General features: G+C 37.2%; 17 protein-coding genes. 11 read left to right on the plus strand and 6 right to left on the minus strand.

Annotation, left to right across the window (positions count from 1 at the left end; translation table 11 throughout):
- Positions 1–63: 63 nt before the first annotated feature.
- Entirely contained in the window at positions 64–1,503 is a 1,440-nt protein-coding gene (locus tag FW768_RS14425; RefSeq protein ID WP_153396541.1) for a serine hydrolase domain-containing protein, read from the plus strand.
- A 92-nt stretch (positions 1,504–1,595) separates the two neighbouring features.
- On the opposite strand, the gene FW768_RS14430 is transcribed toward FW768_RS14425, so the two are convergent.
- Complete coding sequence (locus tag FW768_RS14430; RefSeq protein ID WP_153396543.1) at positions 1,596–4,166, minus strand: DUF4132 domain-containing protein; 2,571 nt, start codon at positions 4,164–4,166, stop codon at positions 1,596–1,598.
- Positions 4,167–4,176: 10 nt separating this feature from the next.
- Positions 4,177–4,566, minus strand: coding sequence for a hypothetical protein (locus tag FW768_RS14435; protein ID WP_153396545.1), 390 nt, complete (start codon positions 4,564–4,566; stop codon positions 4,177–4,179).
- 599 nt (positions 4,567–5,165) lie between these two features.
- Here FW768_RS14435 and FW768_RS14440 point away from each other — a divergent pair.
- Complete coding sequence (locus tag FW768_RS14440; RefSeq protein WP_231128695.1) at positions 5,166–7,694, plus strand: DUF5686 family protein; 2,529 nt, start codon at positions 5,166–5,168, stop codon at positions 7,692–7,694.
- A gap of 210 nt (positions 7,695–7,904) precedes the next feature.
- Here FW768_RS14440 and FW768_RS14445 read toward each other — a convergent pair whose 3' ends face one another.
- The 3 genes from FW768_RS14445 to rplU form a co-directional block, all read right to left on the minus strand.
- Positions 7,905–8,072 (minus strand): bacteriocin-like protein, encoded by a 168-nt coding sequence (locus tag FW768_RS14445; protein ID WP_153396547.1) that lies wholly within the window; start codon positions 8,070–8,072, stop codon positions 7,905–7,907.
- A gap of 196 nt (positions 8,073–8,268) precedes the next feature.
- The gene (gene rpmA / locus FW768_RS14450; RefSeq protein ID WP_027372929.1) at positions 8,269–8,526 is read right to left on the minus strand and encodes a 50S ribosomal protein L27; all 258 of its coding nucleotides are present in this window, start codon (positions 8,524–8,526) and stop codon (positions 8,269–8,271) included.
- A 12-nt stretch (positions 8,527–8,538) separates the two neighbouring features.
- The gene (gene rplU, locus FW768_RS14455) at positions 8,539–9,114 is read right to left on the minus strand and encodes a 50S ribosomal protein L21 (RefSeq protein WP_076357125.1); all 576 of its coding nucleotides are present in this window, start codon (positions 9,112–9,114) and stop codon (positions 8,539–8,541) included.
- Between the two features lie 185 nt (positions 9,115–9,299).
- Between rplU and FW768_RS14460 the strand changes: the two genes are divergently transcribed.
- The 7 genes from FW768_RS14460 (at position 9,300) to FW768_RS14490 (ending at position 16,734) form a co-directional block, all read left to right on the plus strand.
- The gene (locus tag FW768_RS14460; RefSeq protein ID WP_153396549.1) at positions 9,300–10,187 is read left to right on the plus strand and encodes a neutral zinc metallopeptidase; all 888 of its coding nucleotides are present in this window, start codon (positions 9,300–9,302) and stop codon (positions 10,185–10,187) included.
- 112 nt (positions 10,188–10,299) lie between these two features.
- A complete protein-coding gene (locus tag FW768_RS14465; RefSeq protein ID WP_153396551.1) occupies positions 10,300–11,388 on the plus strand; it encodes an acyltransferase family protein in 1,089 nt (362 codons plus the stop codon).
- Positions 11,389–11,537: 149 nt separating this feature from the next.
- A complete protein-coding gene (gene miaE, locus FW768_RS14470; RefSeq protein WP_153396553.1) occupies positions 11,538–12,116 on the plus strand; it encodes a tRNA-(ms[2]io[6]A)-hydroxylase in 579 nt (192 codons plus the stop codon).
- A 14-nt stretch (positions 12,117–12,130) separates the two neighbouring features.
- Positions 12,131–12,748 (plus strand): DUF502 domain-containing protein, encoded by a 618-nt coding sequence (locus FW768_RS14475; protein WP_062698892.1) that lies wholly within the window; start codon positions 12,131–12,133, stop codon positions 12,746–12,748.
- Positions 12,749–12,838: 90 nt separating this feature from the next.
- On the plus strand, positions 12,839–14,215 hold the full coding sequence (locus tag FW768_RS14480; RefSeq protein ID WP_153396555.1) for a tryptophanase: 1,377 nt from the start codon (positions 12,839–12,841) through the stop codon (positions 14,213–14,215).
- A 277-nt stretch (positions 14,216–14,492) separates the two neighbouring features.
- Complete coding sequence (locus FW768_RS14485) at positions 14,493–15,572, plus strand: FAD-dependent oxidoreductase (RefSeq protein ID WP_153396557.1); 1,080 nt, start codon at positions 14,493–14,495, stop codon at positions 15,570–15,572.
- Positions 15,573–15,576: 4 nt separating this feature from the next.
- Positions 15,577–16,734 carry a pyridoxal phosphate-dependent aminotransferase gene (locus FW768_RS14490; RefSeq protein ID WP_153396559.1) on the plus strand — a complete coding sequence of 386 codons (1,158 nt, stop codon included), beginning with the start codon at positions 15,577–15,579 and terminating at the stop codon, positions 16,732–16,734.
- 70 nt (positions 16,735–16,804) lie between these two features.
- Here FW768_RS14490 and FW768_RS14495 read toward each other — a convergent pair whose 3' ends face one another.
- Positions 16,805–18,022: a PQQ-dependent sugar dehydrogenase gene (locus FW768_RS14495; RefSeq protein ID WP_153396561.1), complete on the minus strand. Its 1,218-nt coding sequence runs from the start codon at positions 18,020–18,022 to the stop codon at positions 16,805–16,807.
- 108 nt (positions 18,023–18,130) lie between these two features.
- Between FW768_RS14495 and FW768_RS14500 the strand changes: the two genes are divergently transcribed.
- On the plus strand, positions 18,131–18,502 hold the full coding sequence (locus tag FW768_RS14500) for a BlaI/MecI/CopY family transcriptional regulator (RefSeq protein WP_153396563.1): 372 nt from the start codon (positions 18,131–18,133) through the stop codon (positions 18,500–18,502).
- Positions 18,503–18,504: 2 nt separating this feature from the next.
- Positions 18,505–19,896, plus strand: a complete 1,392-nt coding sequence (locus tag FW768_RS14505; protein ID WP_153396564.1) for a M56 family metallopeptidase — start codon at positions 18,505–18,507, stop codon at positions 19,894–19,896.
- Positions 19,897–20,123 lie beyond the last annotated feature (227 nt).

Raw genomic sequence — 20,123 nt, forward strand, 5'->3', positions numbered from 1 at the left:
CATTCCATGTAATGAAATAAAAGCCGCAATTGTCCTATTAGAAAATAAAACCATCCCCAATCAATGAAATTATCTTTTCTGTTCACCTTATTTTTATCTTTTCCCTTCCTGGGATATTCACAAAAAACAGATCCTTCAAAATCAATTGACCACTACATAAAAGAGGTGATGAAAAATAGTGATATACCCGGACTGGCTGTCGGGATTATCAAAAATAATCAGGTTATTTATCAGAAATATTACGGTACTGAAGCACTTGAAAGCCCTAAAAAAGTTAATCCCGGCTCCATGTTCAGGGTTTATTCCACAACGAAACTCATGACTAATGTTGGTGTTTTTCAGCTTATTGAACAGGGAAAGATCGCTTTGGAAGACCCTATTTCAAAATATTTTGACAATCTGCCGGAAGCATGGAAGGAAGTAAAAATAAAACATCTTCTGACCCATTCTTCAGGGGTTCCCGATATTATCTACTTCAATGATATTTCCGTTGATGCATCCAATATGGAATCACTGGCACGATTATTCAATGAAAGAATGGATTTTAAAACAGGTAATGAGTACAGATACAATCAAACCAATTACCTTCTGCTTACCATGATTATTGAAAAGGTAACAGGGCAGCATTTTGAAGACTTTATTATCAACAATCAGTTTCCGGATTCCCGAAAGGAAGTGGTATTCTCGTCCAATTCTCTGGAAAACATCCCCAACCGGATTGTAAAATATGATTACAACGCACAAACAGACCGATATGAGAAATCAAAACACGTCAGCGGTGTGAGATCTCATTCCGGGAACGGCCTTGCCATTACCCTTCCTGCTTTTTTAAAGTGGAGCATTCAGTTCAATAAAAACAAATTTCTGAAGGAACAAACCAAGGAAATGATGTGGCAACCTTTTGTTTATGAAAATAGTACATACCCTTTTGCCTACGGTTGGGAAATCAACAAAATGAATGGGATTTCATCCTATGGGTTTTCCGGAGGCAATGTAAGCGTTTACAAAATTTGTCCGGACAGTGATTTATCCATTATTATCATGTACAACGGATACAAAGGATTCCCGGTTCAGTATCAGATGGTCAACCATATTGCCCAGATCGTAGACAACCGTCTGAAAGATCCCTATTCGTTAGCCGAAGAATCCATCATTTCCGAATTCATGAAAAAAGGAAATCCTGATGCAGAAAAAAAATATTACAGCATTAAAACAAAGAATCCGACATGGGATTTTGAAAATACCATAAATACTATTGGCTACGTCCTGCTTGGGCTTTCAAGAGCCGAAGAAGCTGTCAAAGTTTTTGAAATGAATGTCAAAGAACACCCAAAGTCAGGAATGGCTTTTGACAGTTTAGGTGAAGGTTATCTTGCTGTTAAAAACTACAAACTTGCTTTAGCAAACTATACAAAATCTCTTGAGCTGGATCCTCAAAACAATAATGCCGAGAACAAGATCAAAGAGATCAGACAGACCATGGAAGCAGCTGATAAAAAATAATTGATATAGAGCAAACCGTTTCATAAAAAAAAGACTTACGCATCTGTGTAAGTCTTTTTTTTAATTATTTAATTGATTCAAAAAATTATAGATCACCTGTTGATTTGCGAGGTGATGGTAGAGTCGGTTATCTTATCATCATTTGCCAGCAGGAGTGCTTTTGAAATAATCACAGACAGGCCGTTATCCCCTTCAAAAGGTAAAAACAGAGCATTACCCGCATCTTTTTTACTTCTATCCGGAACAATACATAAGTACTGGTCATTGGGCTCCATCAGGATATTAGTACTTCCGATATGAATTTTATAAGTTCTGATTTTCCCTTTCACCACTACAAACTTATCTTCAATATGAGTAACGGATGCTATTTTCAGGCGCGGGATAAGATTCTGGAGTATTTCTTTCCTGTTCTTGGCAATTTCAGATAAATTACCAAAGGAATAAGACTGCCAGTAATCTCTGTACGCTGGCAGACCTCCGGAATCACTCCAGGCAGGATCATTCCCGACACTGGCGACTCCTACAAAAAGATCCACATCTCTCATCGCCTCTGAAAAAGCAACAGCAGGAACATCTATAAGATTCATCACCTCATTGGTTTCCGTATTAATGAACCTGATCTGGTCTGTCGTTACATAATTCCAGATTCCTGTTGCATTAAATTCATCATTGGCATTTAAGGCATTCACCCAGTATTCAACGGAAATATGATATTCAGGCATCATCAGCTCAGCCGTATCATTGTCTCCGCCATCCCACGCACCAATAAGTCTTGCTTTCCAGTTTCTGTCTTTAGCCAGCGTAACATACTGATGCTGTTTAAGGATATGGGAAGCCATCCTGTTACTGTATGTTCTGGTGTTGATTTCTGCTTCCGTAAGAAGGTAAATTTCCCGGTAGGCCTGCTTAAACGGCTGCTGAATTTCACCTTCCATTAAAAACTGCCTCCATGCCCTGACTTCAGTAGTACCGCTCGTTACCGGATGCCATAAAGAAACGGTGTCATACTGTTCAATATCAATACTATTGTAATCAATATCAATCCACTCTCCTTTCAGATAAACAGCCAGCCTCTCTTCTTTTTCTTTTGAAAACTTAAAGATCACTTTTCCGATCACAAATGAAAGAAGCCCATGGTTAAGATATTTTTCTTTAAAATAATCAAGACTAAGAACTCTGCTGCTTCTCATCATCCTGTCGAACCTTTCTTTTTGAGACGAAGTAGTCTGGTCAATCTGTTTTTGGGTATCTTTGATTTTCTTCAGTTTTGCAGCCGCATTGTCTTTTACTGCTTGTGGAACAGATTTTTGTTCTGAACCGTCCGGCTTCAACCATTTTAAAACAGATTTTCCGATTCCTGTCAGTTCAAGAATGCAGGTATAGCCCTCAATTTCATAAGTTAGCTGATGATCCTTCAGTTTAAAATGATCAACAGCTAGATCTTCAATTTCTGTTGAAGAGATCTTTAATTTTTCTGCCGCTTCATTGATGTATTTTTCAATAAGATTCAGCGTATTGTTCTGCTTAATTTTTAGTTTTAATCTCGAAAGCTGCGCAATTCCATCCAGACCTTTTGATGCAAACAGTGTATACAGACAGGCATTTCCTATACCCGCTGCAGCTGGTCCTTTTTCAGGAATTTTTTTAAAGCACCGCTCTGCCAATCTACCGATTGTCTGTATGGTGGCATTATCATGAAACCATGACGACATCCAGACAAAGCCTTTAACTGCATCAGCATTCAGAGCGCTCAGAAATTCACTGGACTGATAAGTATACACCTGATTATTATACCGGTGCTCATGCTGTGTTATCGATTCTTTAAGATTGATGATAAACCCGAACCAGTCATGGGTTACTTTTTTAAATTTATCAGATCCCAGGCGGTCAATAACTCCTTTTGCTTCATTCAGAAATTTTTGAGAGGGCTTACCTCCTGAAGCTTTTTGCGCTATAGCAACAAGTTCGAACCAACATGATTTTTCTTCTTCTTTCTGAGCATCTATTAATTCGTTGGCAAAATCTCTGAAAGCATCTTCTCCTAAAAAATAAACCGGCCTGAAAACATTGCTTCCATCCCCTGTTTTATGAAGGTAAGATTTAATTTTTTCTTCCAGTTTAATATGTTCTTTGTAGTAATAAGCCTCTGGTTTTTTCTCAAAACTTAAAATTTCGTTGAGAACTTTTCTAATGGATTCAGGGGTCTCATCAGGAAAGCTGGACTCGACCTGTTTAAACCATCCGGCAAGCGGCCAGGCAATAGCTCCGTGGTTATAATAATCTGACTCAGCCGTATGATTACAGAACGCCTGATATATATTCAGCAGCTTGTCTTCCCCAAGTTTTATCTTAGATTTAAAGAGGGTCTGGATATACGAAAAAGCCATCTGGGTTTCTTTATACACCGGATCACTGGAGGTATTCCTGAAAGATTTCTTTTTTTCAGCAGCAGTGGTCAAAAACATAATAAAATCTGCTTTCTTATTATCATCCCATTTTTTAACCACCTCATTGTAAATCTGTACATCTGAAAAAGTGATTGTATAAAAATAATTGGAAACCTTCTCATACTGCCCTACCGACTGCTTTAAAGTATCCCGGAACTCTTTATTTTCTTTATTTTCTAATCCTACAGCGGATTTTATCTGATCTAATATTCCCATACTTTGAAGTTTATCCCCCTACAAGCGGAGTAAGTTTGATAAAGGAAATTTTTGAGTTGCTTTTCAAAACAATCTTCTGATTCAGATCATCTACCTGTTCATTATCCACAAGAATAAAAAAACCGTTCTTCTGAAAGGCATCCAATGCGATATAAGTCTGTTTTTCAGCATCTATTAGCTGTTTCTTTTTCAGTTTATAGCCATTAAGCGTTTTTTCTGCGTCCAGAGGTTCAACAAGTCCGTTGAAATATTCAGGCAAACGGCTGTTATAGTTTTCCACTTCTATGGAAACTCTTTTATAAATAAGTTCTTCCACAGAGATGATTTCATTTTCCACCCGGATTTCGACCTGATTGGTGACGGTTCCGTTCAGAAGCTCATCAGAAATAATGATATTCATGATTAATAATGTGTTTAGATTAAATTACAATGGCTTTATACCGACTAAAGTAACCATTTTTCCTGTAATTTTTAACATTATCCGACAGAATATCACGCATTCAGGTGTACTCCCAACTCCAATTGTGGAAAACATGTGGAAAACGTATTAGTATGCTGTTAAAAGCAGATTAATAACCTGTTTAAAAGCATCTGAAAACCTATGGATAAAGCGTGGAAAAGATGTGGATTCAAAGTGAGGCATCTGTGAAAAAGGTCTTAAAACACGTGGATAAAATGTGAATTGATACAAAATCAAATGCAGAACAATCTACAAAAACAGTATCCCGTTCAGGTAATCAACATTCTTTTTATTTTTACAGATTTCTTAATTTCAGAGCTTTATAGAGTTATCCACATCACGGTTAAAAAATCCACCGTATCCACAACAGATATCATAGTTATAAACATTCCCGCAGAACCTCTTATATCACACAATCTTATACAGTTATTTTCGTTACATTTGTAGTTTTGTGATTAATCGCATAAAACGTTAAAAATTATGATCTTTTTACAAGAAACTGCACGCTTTTTGTTTATGCTAATTGCCTGAAGAACCAAATGATGTTAAACAACAACTTTAAATATTACAATCTCTTTTTTCTGCTCTTTATATCCAGCCTGACGTATGCCCAAAATATAGCGACCGGGAGAATTGTTGATGCAAAAACCAATAAAGAAATTCCAGGTGTGGATATCTTTATCAACGATAATACGGAACCCGCTTTAAAAACTTCATTGGGAAGTTTTACCGTGCAGTCCGACAGCCTTATATCCAAACTGAAATTCTCGAAAAAGAATTATATTACCGAAACGGTTACCATCGTTCCCGGAAGTACGGAAAATATCTTTGTGAAACTTTCACAGGAAAAAGAAAACACCATCGCCGAGATTGTTATCCACAACGAAAAACCTAAATACAAGAATAAGAAGGAGAATCCCGCATACGCCATTATGCAGGAAGTATGGAAAAGGAAAAGAAACAACGGGTTAGAGAAATTCGATACGTACACTTATAAAGAATACGAAAAAATTCAGTTTGATGCGAATAATCTGGATAGTGCATTTATGAGTAAAAAAATCTTCAATAAGTTGGATTTCATCTTCGACTATGCAGATTCTACAGCCAGCGGAAAAATCGGGCTTCCAATTTTCCTCAATGAGTCTATTTATGAAAATTACGGAGAAAACAAACCGGGGAAAAAGACGAAAAGACTACTGGTAGCTCAGAAAACATCAGGATTTCAGGACAACCAGGTCATCACCATTACTGCTAAAAATCTCTATCGGGATATTAATATTTACGATAATACCCTGAATTATTTTGACATCGGATTTCCAAGCCCTGTCGGAACCAATGGATTCAGTACTTATGATTATAATTTAACAGACACCATTTCTATTCACGGGGAAAACGCTTATAAAATACGCTATCAGCCTAAAAGGAAAGACGTTCTGGCCTTCCAGGGTTATCTTTATATAGATACGGATAGCTATGCCGTTTTAGGTGCTACTTTAAAATCCACGCAGAAGATCAATGTTAACTTTATTAATAGTATTTCCACCGAGTTGGAATATGACAATCCGGACGAAAATACATTCCTTCCTAAAAAATTCATCACAGAAATAGAATTAACTCCTTTCGCAAAAAAGAGGACTTCAAAAAGTATCATTGCCAAGAGGACTGTAGATTATTCCCAATATGATTTCAACAAACCTCTTGATGACAAAGTATTCACCCGCAAACAGGAAGAGTATGATGATAAATTTGTGGATAAAGATGATGCTTATTGGGTAAAAGCAAGGCCGGACACCTTATCGAAATCTGAACGCGGAGTTTATGAAATGCTTGACAAGCTTCAACAGACCCCAAAATTCAATCGTATTGTTAAAATCTACGAAACCCTTGCATCTGGATATTATAACGCCTTTAAAGGTATTGACATTGGCCCAATTTTCTCTATCTACGGCAAAAATGAAGTGGAAGGCGATAGGATAAGACTTGGAGCGAGAACCTATTTCGGCCAAAACGATCCATGGAGACTTCAATTTTATACAGCTTACGGATTCAAAGACCAGCAGGTTAAATACGGAGCTGAAGCCCGTTATATGTTCAACCGGGTCAACAGATTCATGATTGGAGCAGGAACCAAAAGAGATATTGAGCAGCTTGGGGTGCAGCTTACCACAGATGACGGAATCATGGCTCGAACTTTCGCTTCTTCCACCCTATTTGCAAGAGGAGAAAACGCCTCTTTAAGCACGATCAATAAAACCAATATTTTCGCCTCTATTGAACCATGGAAAAACTTTCAGGTAAGAGTAGACGGAACTTTACAGAGCATAAAATCTGCTAATCCTGAGAAATTCAGCCTGATGTATTACCGCAATGGTGATCTGCGAAAAACAGTTAATGACTCTCACGTTACATTAAGTCTTATCGCAAGACCGGGAGCCAAATTTTCACAGACCGGGGTTGACCGTTATGAACATGGTACTTTAGCGCCAACCATTATATTAAGATACACCAGAGGTATTGAAGGGCTTTTCAATGCAGATTATAATTACAACAAACTTCAATTCATGTTCTACAAGCCTATACTGATGGGAAGCTGGGGAAAAACACTGGTAAGTTTTGAAGCCGGAAAAACCTTCAACACCCTTCCTCTGGCATTGCAGAACGTGATTCCTGGAAACCAATCCTACAGCCTGGCACCGAATACTTTTGCCCAGCTTAATTATTATGAGTTTGTAGCAGATACGTATTCCACTTTACACCTGGAGCATCATTTTAATGGAAAGATTCTTTCATTCATTCCTTTGATCAAAAAACTGAAGCTTAGAGAAATTGCATTTATCAGAAGTGCATATGGAACTTTGAGCGATGCCTCCAAAGCAGTCAATGTAGATGGATTTAAATATTCTGCACCCAGCGAACAGATCTATTTTGAGTACGGATTCGGAATTGAAAACATCGGATTTGGGAATCTGAGAATTTTCAGGATTGATTTCAACTGGAGAGGAAATTATCTTGACCGACCTGATATTTCAACATTTGGCGTGAAAGCGGGATTCCAGGTAGGATTCTAAAGGAATAAATTAACAAACTAAATAAAAAAAATAATTTAAACCAAGGCAATACTTTTTGCTTTGGTTTTTATTTTCCCCACCATCAATTCCATTGGATTTTAAGTTAAAACAACAATCCTGCTCAATAAAGCTTATCCTATAAAAGTTTACAATTTCTGCATAAAAAAACCCGACAGAGTCGAGGTTCATTTTTCAATACTATTATTTATATTAACATGGACAAGGATCCGCATCAATAATCATATTAATGCAGCGTAATCTCTGTTGAGGCGTCCATGAACACCATTCTGCACAGGTAGTTGCCGGAGGTGGACAGATCATAGCTCCTCCCTCAATTGTTCTCAGTTGTTTTTTTGAAAGTTTTCTTAGATTTTTCATAGTATTTTGTTTTAGTTTTTTGCCTACTCTATATGCTTTTCGGCTCCCGCAACTGATTTGTTATTTGATTGTTAACAAATATAAAAATATTTCACCAACAAAAGAATAAATGAAGAAAAAATTTATTTTTTAACGAAAAAACATAAAAAAAAACCTCAGCAGATGCCGAGGTTTTTATTTTTATAAAACGCTTAAATTATGCGTTCGGTTCTACAGATACGAAAGATCTGTTGTTTGCTTTCTTTCTGAAAACTACTTTACCGTCTACTAATGCGAACAAAGTGTGATCTTTACCGATTCCCACGTTATCACCTGGGTGGTGCTGAGTACCTCTTTGTCTAACAATAATATTTCCGGCAATAGCTGCTTGTCCTCCGAAAATCTTCACACCTAATCTTTTAGAGTGAGACTCTCTACCGTTCTTGGAACTACCGACTCCTTTCTTGTGTGCCATTTTATTACTGGATTATTTATTAAGTGCTTTAAATTGATCGATATTCTTAATGATAGCAGCATCTACTTCTTCATGAGTAAGAATATTCTTTTCTAATTCCACTTTAACTGCTTTACCTAAAGTAATTAAAGTTTCTCTGTTCTCTTTAGACTGAGACAAGTTGTTTTTCTTTAAGTGGTAGTTCAACTCGTGATCTTCACCAAAGTTAACAGTTGCATGGTCAGAAAGAACTTCTGCTTTCACAGTTTCTTTTTTAGCCGCTTTTTTTGCTCCACCTTCAAAACCTGTAATACCAGTGATTACGATTTGAGTTAAAGATTGTCTGTGACCGTTTTTCACTTTGTAACCTTTTCTTCTTTTCTTTTTGAAAACGATTACTTTATCAGCTTTAACGTGATCTAGGATCTCTGCTTCCACAGTGATTCCGCTTACAGCTGGGGCGCCTACAGTGATTGCTCCGTTTACAGTAAGAAGTACTTTATCAAAAGAAACTTTTCCTCCTTTATCTCCTTTTAAACGGTTTACAAACAACTTCTGGTCTTGCTCAACTTTGTATTGAAGCCCTGCTATTTCTACAATTGCAAACATTGTTTATAAAATTTTTAGTTATTTCGAGGTGCAAATATAAGAATAAATTTCTAAATAACTTACAATCAACAATCTATTTTTTCACTCCAAAATCATATCACTATGCTTTGAATAATTTTTAACAGTAAAGTGCTAATAGTTAACATATAATTTCATACCTTCGTTATCACCAAAAAATATTTTATATGAAATTTAATTTTAATTCCTGCCTATTTGCAGGAGCTCTAGCTGCATTCTTGCTTACAGGATGCCGTGATGACAAAATGGAAGAAAGTGTCCTTCCTGAAACCCAGACTGAAAGTTCAAAAATCGAACAGCCCGGAGAACTTGAAAAAGTCTGTTATTATGTAGATCAGTACTGGTCTTCTTCTTCAATTCTGAAAACAGCACTTCAAAATTCTACAGATACTAACTTCATGAATGCCCAGATGACCAAAATTGCTGGTCTTTGGGGAAGAAGCAACCCAACTCTGCGTTTCGTAGATGACCCTTCCAATTTCAATTCTACGTACAACGCCATTTCTTATTCCACCGGAAAAATTTATTACGGTTATGCCATCTATTATGACGCAAAAAACAAAGGCGGTGATATCGTTAATGCCATGATCCTTGCTCATGAGTATGGCCATCAGCTGCAATATATCTTCGGGCTTCCTTCTGTAAACGAGTCTACAGCCAGACCTAACGAGCTGGAAGCGGATGGTTTTGCCGGATATTATTTAAGAAGACCAAACGGTTATAATAAAACCAACTTCTCTGAAATTGCTGCAGCATACGAATTTGCACAGAGTATTGGTGATTATCAGACCTCCAGCCCGGGCCACCACGGTACTCCAGCGCAAAGAAGATCTGCAGTACGTTTAGGATTCCTTTTGGGACAGTATGACCTCAATGCATCCAACTTTGATTATAATTTCTTCTATTATTATCAGGGGGTATTGAACGGAACATACAAAATGGGCAAAAACTCACAGAATCCGGAAATTGATGCTTATATGAGCCAGTATATGGATGAATTGAGAAAAATCCAGTCCGGAGAAATTTCTGCGGAAGAATTCAAGCACCTTAAGTAAACATTCATTTTTAGCATATTTAATAAGGCGGCAGAGCATTCATGTTCTGCCTCTTTTGTTTATTTGATAAATAACTAAAGTTTAATTACTTTTGACCCATATCCTGTAATATATGAACAGAGACCTCTACATTGATTTTGCCAAGGGAATGGCAACGCTTTCTATTATATTCATCCATACCGCTTTCTGGTCGGGACAGTTTTATATTCCTACGGAAGTCAGGGTATTTTCCCTGGTCTTTGATGTGGCTCTTTTTTATGCCCTCAGCGGAATAACGTCAGGCTCGAATATAGAGAAAACATTCTACAGGCTTTTAAAACTGCAGATCACTTATATGATCTTCGTGACTTTCCTATTCTTTTTAGATTATTTTTTCAAGGTCTTCGGACTGTCTTTCTTTTCATTGGAATGGCTGCAGAAGTTTTATTCAACATTTGGATCTAAATATTCCACAACCGGAGTTTCCGTTTATCCTCAGTGGCAGAATCTTGGAAACTGGTACCTTCACCAGTATACCAATGCCGATACTTTTCCTGTAGTGATGGGAAGTTTCTGGTATCTGAAAGTATATTTTATCCTGGCCGTATTTGGGGTTCTTATATTACGTTTCTTTCCAAAGCATATCAACTGGTTTATTGCGCTGTGCATCGGCCTGACCTTAGTTTTTAACGTTTTCCTTGAATATTATCCGGCAGGACAGGTGGGCTATGTTGCCTTTTATCTTGCTGTTTTTCTGATTGCACACCAAATGCGGGGCAAAAAAATTCCGACAAAAATAATCCCCGTATTATATGGTCTTGTTGCCGCAGCTTTAATCTGGATGTTCTGGTATTATGGAAGCGAAATCTTCTATAAAATCAACAAAAATAAATTTCCACCGAAAATTCCTTATATCATCTGGTCTTTATTTTCTTTGACTACCTTATTTGTATTGTACAACAGATTAAAGATTACTAAAGAAAGCTTTGTAACCCATATCGGAAAGAATGCTATTTTCTTTTACTTCGCACAAGGGATAAGTTCATCATTGGTATATTTCCTGGTAGTACCATTGAAAGAATATATGCCTTGGTGGCTATTGATGGTCATCATATATATTATTAACATCATCCTGGCTTTCATCATTGCTTCGGGTTTAAAGAGAATAGATACTCAAGGATGGAAAGTTCTGCAGTTTTTAAGAAATAAAACAGCCATCTGATCTGCCGGGAAAATCTTCAAAAATAAAATGCGTTTGATCATCAATAATTACGGTTATCATTTGAACAAAAACCAACAGAAAGTAAATTCTGCAAAACCAAAAGCATTGAATATGTCTAATTTGTTTTATTTTTACAAAAAATTTACAACATGTTTAAGTTGAAACTTCCTACCGATCCAAGGTGGGCAAATATTGCGGAGGGAAACATTGAAGAAATTTTAACGGATCATGCCTGGTGCGAGCAGAAAGCAGCGACCAATGCCATTGGACTGATCACGATGCTTCCGGAGTATCCTGAGATCGTTACAGAGCTTCTTGCTATTGCGCAGGAAGAGCTCGATCATTTTAACCAGGTTCATGAGATCATCAAAAAAAGAGGCTACCGTTTCGGAAGAGCCCGAAAAGATGATTATGTAAATGAACTGGCTAAATTCATCATTCAGGGAAGCAGAGAAGACCTCATCGTAGATAAAATGCTTTTTGCAGCGATGATTGAAGCCAGAAGCTGTGAAAGATTCAAAGTTCTTACAGAAAACATTAAGGATGAAGAGCTTAAGGAATTTTATAGAGAACTGATGATCTCTGAAGCCAATCATTACACCACTTTTATAGGTTTTGCAAGACAGCTTGGCGATCCTGAAAAAGTAAATAAACGATGGGATGCATGGCTGGAGTATGAAGCTAATATTATTCAATCTTACGGAAACAAAGAAACAATACACGGTTAAAATAAAAACAACCCTTGAAAAAGCTAAGCTTCGAAAATATTGCCAATTTTTTTCTGAAAAATTTCTTTCAGGGACTGGTTATTATCGGTCCTATAGGCCTTACTATATTTGTAATCTGGTATATCGTAAGTGCTATCGACAATATTATTCCTTCGGTTGCAAAGGAAATCCCGGGGCTGGTATTTGTTTCAACCATTCTATTTACAGCTATTCTCGGATATTTAGGAAATAAGTTTGTAGTGGGGCGATTTTTTTTCGACACTATGGACAGCCTTCTGGAGAAAACTCCGGGAGTTAAGCATATCTACACGCCTACAAAAGACGTTATGTCCTCATTTGTAGGAGACAAAAAGAAATTCAACGATCCTGTCTGGGTAAAGACTAATGAGAATCCGGAGATCTGGAGAATCGGGTTTTTAACTCAAAAAGAGATGTCGGACGTTGACAAACACAATTACGTTGCGGTATATCTACCTCATTCCTATGCTATTTCAGGATGGGTAATTGTTACGGAAGAAAAAAACATCAAACCTGTTGTCGGAATGACTGCAGCTTCAGCGATGAAGTTTGCGGTAAGCGGCGGTGTTGCCGGATTTCATTCTGACGACAATATATTTAAAGCTCCTGAATAGCAGCCTTCTGCTCCTTTACGTATATACTTTGATGAATTTGAAATTATTTTCAAAAAATTTTCGTTAACAATCTAATAAATAACATAACGCATGAATTTACCGTACGCGGAGCCTTTCCGCATTAAAATGGTGGAAGAAATTCGCCAGTCTACAAGAGAAGAAAGAGAGCAATGGCTTAAAGAAGCTAATTATAACTTATTCAATCTAAAATCGTCACAGGTTTTCATCGACCTTCTTACCGACTCAGGAACCGGAGCCATGTCTGACAGACAATGGGGAGCCCTGATGACCGGCGATGAAAGCTATGCAGGATCCCGTTCTTTCGAACAGCTTCAGAATACTGTTGAAAAGATCACAGGTTTTAAATATTTATTGCCTACCCACCAGGGAAGAGCGGCAGAGAATGTTCTGTTCTCTGTGTTGGTAAAAGAAGGGGATGTTGTTCCCGGAAACTCTCATTTTGATACCACAAAAGGTCATATTGAGTTTAGAAAAGCACACGCCATCGACTGTACGATTGATGAAGCTTTCGACATTAATGACCTTCATCCTTTTAAAGGAAATATCAACCTTGAAAAACTGGAAGAGGTTTATAAAAGCCATCCGAAAGAAAACATTCCTTTCTGTCTGATCACCATTACCTGCAACTCTTCAGGTGGACAGCCTGTATCTTTAGAAAATATGAAGGCTGTAAGAGAACTTTCAGACCGTTACGGAATCCCTGTTTTCTTTGATTCAGCGAGGTTTGCAGAAAACGCTTATTTCATTAAAAAAAGAGAAAAAGGTCAGGAAAATCGAAGCATTAAAGAAATCTGCAAAGAGATCTTTTCCTATGGAGACGGGATGACCATGAGTTCTAAAAAGGACGGTTTAGTAAATATCGGAGGATTCATTGCCTTAAACAGTGAGGAAGTTTTCAGAAAAGCCTCTAATTTCACCATTATTTACGAAGGATTTATTACTTACGGAGGAATGGCCGGAAGAGATATGGCTGCCCTGGCTGTAGGTCTTGATGAAGCTACTGAATTTGCTTACCTGGAAAGCAGAATTTCTCAGGTGGAATATCTTGGGAACAAATTGATAGAGTATGGAATTCCGGTTCAGAAGCCAATTGGAGGACATGCCGTATTTATTGATTCTCTTAATTTCCTTCCTAATGTTTCCCGCGAGGAATATCCGGCCCAGACTTTAGGTCTTGAGATTTACAAAGAAGCCGGTATCAGAACTGTTGAGATCGGAACTTTACTGGCAGACAGAGATCCGGAAACTAGAGAAAACCGTTATCCGAAATTGGAGCTGGTACGTCTTGCTATTCCAAGAAGGACCTATACCAACAATCATATGGATTATATTGCCGCTGCTATTAAAAATGTATATGAAAGACGGGATGAGATTTCAAAAGGGTACAAGATTACCTGGGAGCCAGATCTGTTAAGACATTTTACAGTACAGCTTGAAGAAGCATAAAAAACAGAACCGGGATCTACTCCCGGTTTTTATTTATTATAGAAAACAAACTCTACTTTCAAGGAAGAAGGTGTTTTCACAATTCGGTTTACATTTCAGCATTTATAAAAAAACACAATACCTTATGCTTTTCATTTTATTAATTCATGATTTTAAACCGGAGTGATTTATTTTTTTCAAATCATGAATGTTTTTAATTTACATTTGCACATACTTAAAAACGGTTTACCCATAAAGTAAACCCAAACACTAACTTGAAAAACTCCATTATTCCGAAATGAACAAAATTGCTGTCGTGGGCGCCGGTATATCTGGCTTAAGCATAGCGGGTTACTTAGAAAAGCACAATTTAAATTATCACATTTATGAACGGAGAGAGAAGGATGATTTAACCGGTCATGGCTTCCTGCTTCCTCAGGAAGGGATCGAATATCTATCCCAGATCGTGGATCAATCCCAACTTTTTGAGCACGGTAATTTTTTAAAGAAATATATCCGGTATTCTCATAAAGGAGAAATTCTGGCAGAAAAGGATCTGGATAATGTTTTTGTCATATCAAGGAGCTCTCTGATCCGGATTTTAGCTCAAAATATTCCAGAAGAAAAAATCACTTATGGAGAAACACTTACTTACTCCCCTGTTCAGCAGGGTAAATTAATAAGAACCGACGGTTCTTACCTTGACTCTGACATGATTATTGTTTCCGACGGCTCTAAAAGCAGGATCAGAAGGGCAATATTTAAAGATGAGAATATGCGGATGGTAAGAGAGAACGAAGTGGTTAATATCATCAAATGTAATGATATAGCTGCCCGTTTAGACAGCAATTTCATGAAATTCCATCATGAAGATGGGGGACTGACCTTTGGAATCCTTAAACTTTCTGCGGATACCGTTTTATGGTACTCTCAATTCGACAATGAAAAGTACAAAATCGGTGAACAATGCTCAGTAGACAGTCTTAAAAAATACATGTTTGAGGTTTTTGATGATTGGAACCCTCTCGTTGCTGATATTGTGAAAGGCTCCAGCTACGAAAATGTACATCTGTGGAGGGTTTACGAGCTGGAAAAACTGAATCCTTTTCACAAAAACCATATTGTTTTCATCGGGGATGCTGCCCATCCTCTTATTCCTTTTACCAGCCAGGGAGTCACTTCCGCATTAAAGGATTCTTTTACTCTAACTCAATATCTGCTTCAGGAAAAAAACATAACAGAAACTTTCAAAAAATATGAAGCAGAAAGAAAACCGGAAATCGAAACCCATATCAGGAACGGAAGAATCCTTCTTGATCAGTTCCTACTCCCTCTTAGCCAGCAATCAGAAAATATTTTACCCATCTCATATAAATAAAGCAATGTTTACGAATAACGATATTAATTTTGAAGCCTTAAAAAGAAAAGCCTACAACGGAAGATGGGCTGCCATAGAAGACGGAATCATTCCTCTTACCGCAGCTGATCCGGATTTCAGGATAGCTCCAGCTATTGAAGAGGGAATTATAGAGTATTTAAAGGATGGTTATCTGAGTTACGGCCCATTCTCAGGTCTTCCGGAATTTAAGAAAAATGTTGCAGAACATTTTAACACCGAAAAGCATGGAACCTTTACTCCTGAAAATGTATTGGCTATCAACAGTGCTGCACAGGGGATGTTTCTTATTGCGTCTTATGTACTTTCTCCGGGAGATGAAGCCATCATTTTAGATCCTGTTGATTTCCTGTTTAAAAGATCGGTAGAAGCTGCAGGAGGAACCGTCAGATTATGTCCTGTAGATCATACTACCGGAGCCATAGATTTTGAAAAAATGGTTGCATTAATTAATCCGAAAACGAAGCTGATCAGCATCTGTAATCCTCACAATCCGCTTGGAAAGGTTTATTCTAAGGAAGTATTGAAAAAAATATCCGAAATTGCCTCTGCCCATAACCTGTGGGTAATGAGTGACGAGATATGGAGTGATATTATTTATGATCAGAAAGATTTTCATACTTACTCTTCCGTTTCGGAAGAAGCTAAGAAGAAAAGCTTTACAGTTTACGGGTTTTCAAAGTCATTCGGAATTGCCGGATTGAGAATCGGGGCGGTTCTTTGTAATGATGCTGAAATTCTTGAAGATTTCACGGAAAAATCAAATTTTAATTCTACCATAGAAGGTGTTTCCACGTTATCGCAGATTGCAGGAAGTGTAGCTATAGAAAGAGCAAAGCCATGGTATAAGGAATTCCTAAGTCACCTGCAGAACAACAGAGATCTGGCTTTTAACCAATTAAGCCATTCCGGAATTTTGACACCCAATCTGCCTGAAGCCACTTTTGTATTGTTCCCGAAAATTGAAAACGGCATGTCCAGCGAAGAATTTACCCAACATGTTTTACAGTATGGTAAGGTTGCTGTTGTTCCCGGTTCAGAAAGATGGTTTGGAAAAGGAGCAGAAGGCCATATCAGGATTTGTTTTTCCACTTCTCAGGAGATTTTGGAAGAAGGGCTTGACAGGATTATCAAAAGCTTTTAGTAGAACCAATTTTTCTATCTGTAATTTAAAAATTAAAAATCTCCTGAAAAAATTCTCAGGAGATTTTGTTTTATTTCTTTGAAATTTTATACAATTTCCCGCTATCTGTAACAGCATATAAATTACCATCCATTCCGCTAAGAACATCCCGAAAACGCTCATTCTGGTCTGCAAGCAGGCGTTCTTCTCCCACTACTTTATTATCTTTCATCACAATCCTGTTGATATGCTCACCACTCAGGCAGCCAATGAACAGATTACCTTTCCATTCTTCCATATTCCCGGTATAAAAAGTAACGCCACTGGGAGAAATAACAGGATCCCAGTAGTAAACAGGCTGCTCCGTTCCCTCTTTCTGTGTGATTCCCTGCCCTACTTTCTGGCCGGAATATTCAATTCCATAGGTAACATCGCCCCAGCCGTAGTTTTTTCCCGGAAGGATCAGGTTGATCTCATCTCCTCCCCTCGGCCCCATTTCAACATCCCAGAGATTTCCATTAGCATCAATAGCCAATCCCTGCGGATTTCTTATTCCGTATGCATAGATTTCGGGCTTATATCCTTCTTTTCCTACAAACGGATTTCCCGGAGCAGGTTTTCCTTCTTTAGTAATCTTCAATATCTTTCCTAAATAATTATCTGTTTTCTGGGCATATACCCTTGTAACCTTATCTGATCTTTCCCCTGTACTTACAAATAAATAGCCTTCTTTATCAAATACAAGTCTGCTTCCATAATGTTTATCTCCGTCATAAGAGGGTTCTGCCCTGAAAATTACTTTAACTTCTGAAATGCTTTTCAGGTCGACAGACAGTTTTCCTTTAGCCACTGAGGTCAGATTTCCTTTTCCGAAGGGTTCTGAAAAACTGAAATAAATAATACTATTCGTTTTAAAATCAGGATCAAGTGCTACGTCCAGCATTCCTCCCTGCCCTTTGGAGTCTACTTTGGGAAACCCTTCAATTTTTGAGACCTGTTTCCCGTCTGCGGAAACCACATTCATATGCCCTTTCTTATCTGTAATCAGAAATTTTCCGTCAGGCAGGTTAATGATTCCCCATGGACGGCCTAAATCTTTATTCAGAATTTCTACCTGATAATCTCCGGCAGTCTTTACCGCCTTAATCCTGGTTTGTCCTTTAAAGGCCGGCTGATAATCTGAATTCGGTTTTTCTGTTTCCACACTACCATCACTTCCGGTCTGCTGGGCCTGTACAGAACTCTTTTTACATGAAGTAAGGAATAATGAAAAACTTAGTACAGGAATATAAAATTGATTGAATTTCATAAGATTAGGATTAATCGGTTATCAAATTGAATGGAAAAATAATGCCATAAAAATTTGCAGGATTAAATTTTTATTCTACATTTGTAGAACAAATTACAACATTGTAGAATGAAAGAGATAAAACTAACCGATTCTGAAAAAGATCTCATGGAAATTCTTTGGGACAAGAAAAAGATATTCATGAAAGATATTCTGGAATCTTATCCCGAGCCTAAGCCCGCTGCTACCACTATTGCTACCCTGCTGAAAAGAATGCAGAATAAAGACCTGGTAGGCTATACACTGTATGGAAATTCCCGTGAATACTATCCGAAGATAGAGAAAGGGGAATATTTCAAAGAGGAAATGACCTCTATGATTGACCGTTTTTTCAATAGTTCTGTTACTCAGTTTGCATCATTTTTTACATCCAATGCCAAACTTAGCCAGAAACAGTTGAAAGAACTTCGAAGTATAATAGACGAACAAATAAAGGAATAGCTATGTTTTTGATCATTCTGAAAATTATTCTAAGTTCATCCCTATTCATTGCAGTATATTATTTGTTGCTGGAAAAGGAGAAGATGTACAGATTCAATAGATTCTATCTGCTCGGGTCACTTATTCTGTCTTATACTATTCCTTTTATAACGGTTACTTCAGAAGCTCCGATCACAGAAAACAGCCCAAAACCTCAGTTGATCTTTGAGGAAGCGGTGCAGCAAATTGTTTTTGTACAGCCTGCAGAAGAGAGTTTTGACTGGATGAATCTCGTATGGATCCTTTACGTGGCAGTCACTTTTATGTTGTTAATAAGGAGTATTTTATCCATAGTTGCAATAAAAAGAATACAGGGAAGAAAACAGATTTACCAGCAGCATAATGTTGTTCTAACTCAAAAAAATCTTTCGCCATTCAGTTTTTGGAACACCATTTATCTGGGAGAAAACTATGTACAAAATGATGTGATTGATCCAAGGATATTTCTGCATGAAAAGAGCCATCTTGATCAGAAGCACAGTATTGATCTTATATTTATTGAACTGTTAAAAATCTTTTCCTGGTTTAATCCTGCTCTTTTTCTGTATAAAAAAGCAATGATCACCAATCATGAATTCCTTGCCGATGAAGCTGTTCTGAATAGCCAGTTCAACATTAAAGACTATCAGAATTTAATTCTTGATGAAATGATCAATAGCCAGAATCTTTCCCTGATCCATTCATTTAATTTTAATAATACCAAAAAACGATTTATCATGATGAACGCTAAAAAATCTAAACTTATTTTGCTTAAAAAAGCCGCCGCTTTTACTGCATTTGTGGCTGCAGCAACCCTGTTTGCTGAAAAAAAATATGTGAACACCAGTGCTGATGCAGGCTCTTCAAAAGAGATTACTTACAAAAATTCAGACCGCGCAACAACTCCTGATCCATATAAGGAATTTAAGGATATTTTAAACAAATATTCCGATCTTCTGAACAACAGACAATATGCTGAGTTTTCTAAAACAATCACTGAACAGGATAAAGCCAGACTGGAAGAACTTTACTCCCAATTAACAGATGCTCAAAAAGATGAGCAGAAAATCACTTTCATTACCGTTCCTACTTTAAAAAAACGGACGCCTACTGAAAATGAACTCAATTCTTTTTTAAACAAAAGCAATTATGCGGTGTGGATTGATTCAAAAAAAATAGAAAACAGCACTTTAAAAAATTACAAAACTTCCGATTTCTCCCATGTATCGATCAGCAAAGTCTATAAAAATGCGAGAACAGCCAGAAATCCACAGCCTTACCAGGTAACTCTGTTGACTCATGCTTCTTTTGAAAAGTATCTGAAAGAGAAATCTGCTACAGCAATGGGATTCAAGGCACAGGCATATAAAAAGTGATATTATTTCACCAAAAACTCATCTAATATTAATGAAGATAATAACACCAATTTCCTGCCTCAATATATTTTGAACATTCATAAACAACAAGCGCTATTATTTTAGCGCTTTTTTATTTTAAGATTCTCACAGCTTGATAATTTCCTTTTTTCACAAACAATATTCCTTACTTCATTATTCTTATTCTGAATTCGCATTAAAATACTTTATTCTGACTAATATTTTCT

The organism is Chryseobacterium vaccae (assembly GCF_009602705.1).
Classification (GTDB): Bacteria; Bacteroidota; Bacteroidia; order Flavobacteriales; family Weeksellaceae; genus Chryseobacterium; species Chryseobacterium vaccae.

What these genes read in the sequence shown, in the direction of transcription:
- FW768_RS14430 (WP_153396543.1), bottom strand. Translation starts at nt 4,166, where the DNA reads ATGGGAATATTAGATCAGATAAAATCCGCTGTAGGATTAGAAAATAAA.
- FW768_RS14505 (WP_153396564.1), top strand. Translation starts at nt 18,505, where the DNA reads ATGTTTTTGATCATTCTGAAAATTATTCTAAGTTCATCCCTATTCATT.
- FW768_RS14495 (WP_153396561.1), bottom strand. Translation starts at nt 18,022, where the DNA reads ATGAAATTCAATCAATTTTATATTCCTGTACTAAGTTTTTCATTATTC.
- FW768_RS14435 (WP_153396545.1), bottom strand. Translation starts at nt 4,566, where the DNA reads ATGAATATCATTATTTCTGATGAGCTTCTGAACGGAACCGTCACCAAT.
- FW768_RS14425 (WP_153396541.1), top strand. Translation starts at nt 64, where the DNA reads ATGAAATTATCTTTTCTGTTCACCTTATTTTTATCTTTTCCCTTCCTG.
- FW768_RS14440 (WP_231128695.1), top strand. Translation starts at nt 5,166, where the DNA reads ATGATGTTAAACAACAACTTTAAATATTACAATCTCTTTTTTCTGCTC.
- FW768_RS14490 (WP_153396559.1), top strand. Translation starts at nt 15,577, where the DNA reads ATGTTTACGAATAACGATATTAATTTTGAAGCCTTAAAAAGAAAAGCC.
- miaE (WP_153396553.1), top strand. Translation starts at nt 11,538, where the DNA reads ATGTTTAAGTTGAAACTTCCTACCGATCCAAGGTGGGCAAATATTGCG.
- rpmA (WP_027372929.1), bottom strand. Translation starts at nt 8,526, where the DNA reads ATGGCACACAAGAAAGGAGTCGGTAGTTCCAAGAACGGTAGAGAGTCT.
- rplU (WP_076357125.1), bottom strand. Translation starts at nt 9,114, where the DNA reads ATGTTTGCAATTGTAGAAATAGCAGGGCTTCAATACAAAGTTGAGCAA.
- FW768_RS14445 (WP_153396547.1), bottom strand. Translation starts at nt 8,072, where the DNA reads ATGAAAAATCTAAGAAAACTTTCAAAAAAACAACTGAGAACAATTGAG.
- FW768_RS14500 (WP_153396563.1), top strand. Translation starts at nt 18,131, where the DNA reads ATGAAAGAGATAAAACTAACCGATTCTGAAAAAGATCTCATGGAAATT.
- FW768_RS14480 (WP_153396555.1), top strand. Translation starts at nt 12,839, where the DNA reads ATGAATTTACCGTACGCGGAGCCTTTCCGCATTAAAATGGTGGAAGAA.
- FW768_RS14485 (WP_153396557.1), top strand. Translation starts at nt 14,493, where the DNA reads ATGAACAAAATTGCTGTCGTGGGCGCCGGTATATCTGGCTTAAGCATA.
- FW768_RS14460 (WP_153396549.1), top strand. Translation starts at nt 9,300, where the DNA reads ATGAAATTTAATTTTAATTCCTGCCTATTTGCAGGAGCTCTAGCTGCA.
- FW768_RS14465 (WP_153396551.1), top strand. Translation starts at nt 10,300, where the DNA reads ATGAACAGAGACCTCTACATTGATTTTGCCAAGGGAATGGCAACGCTT.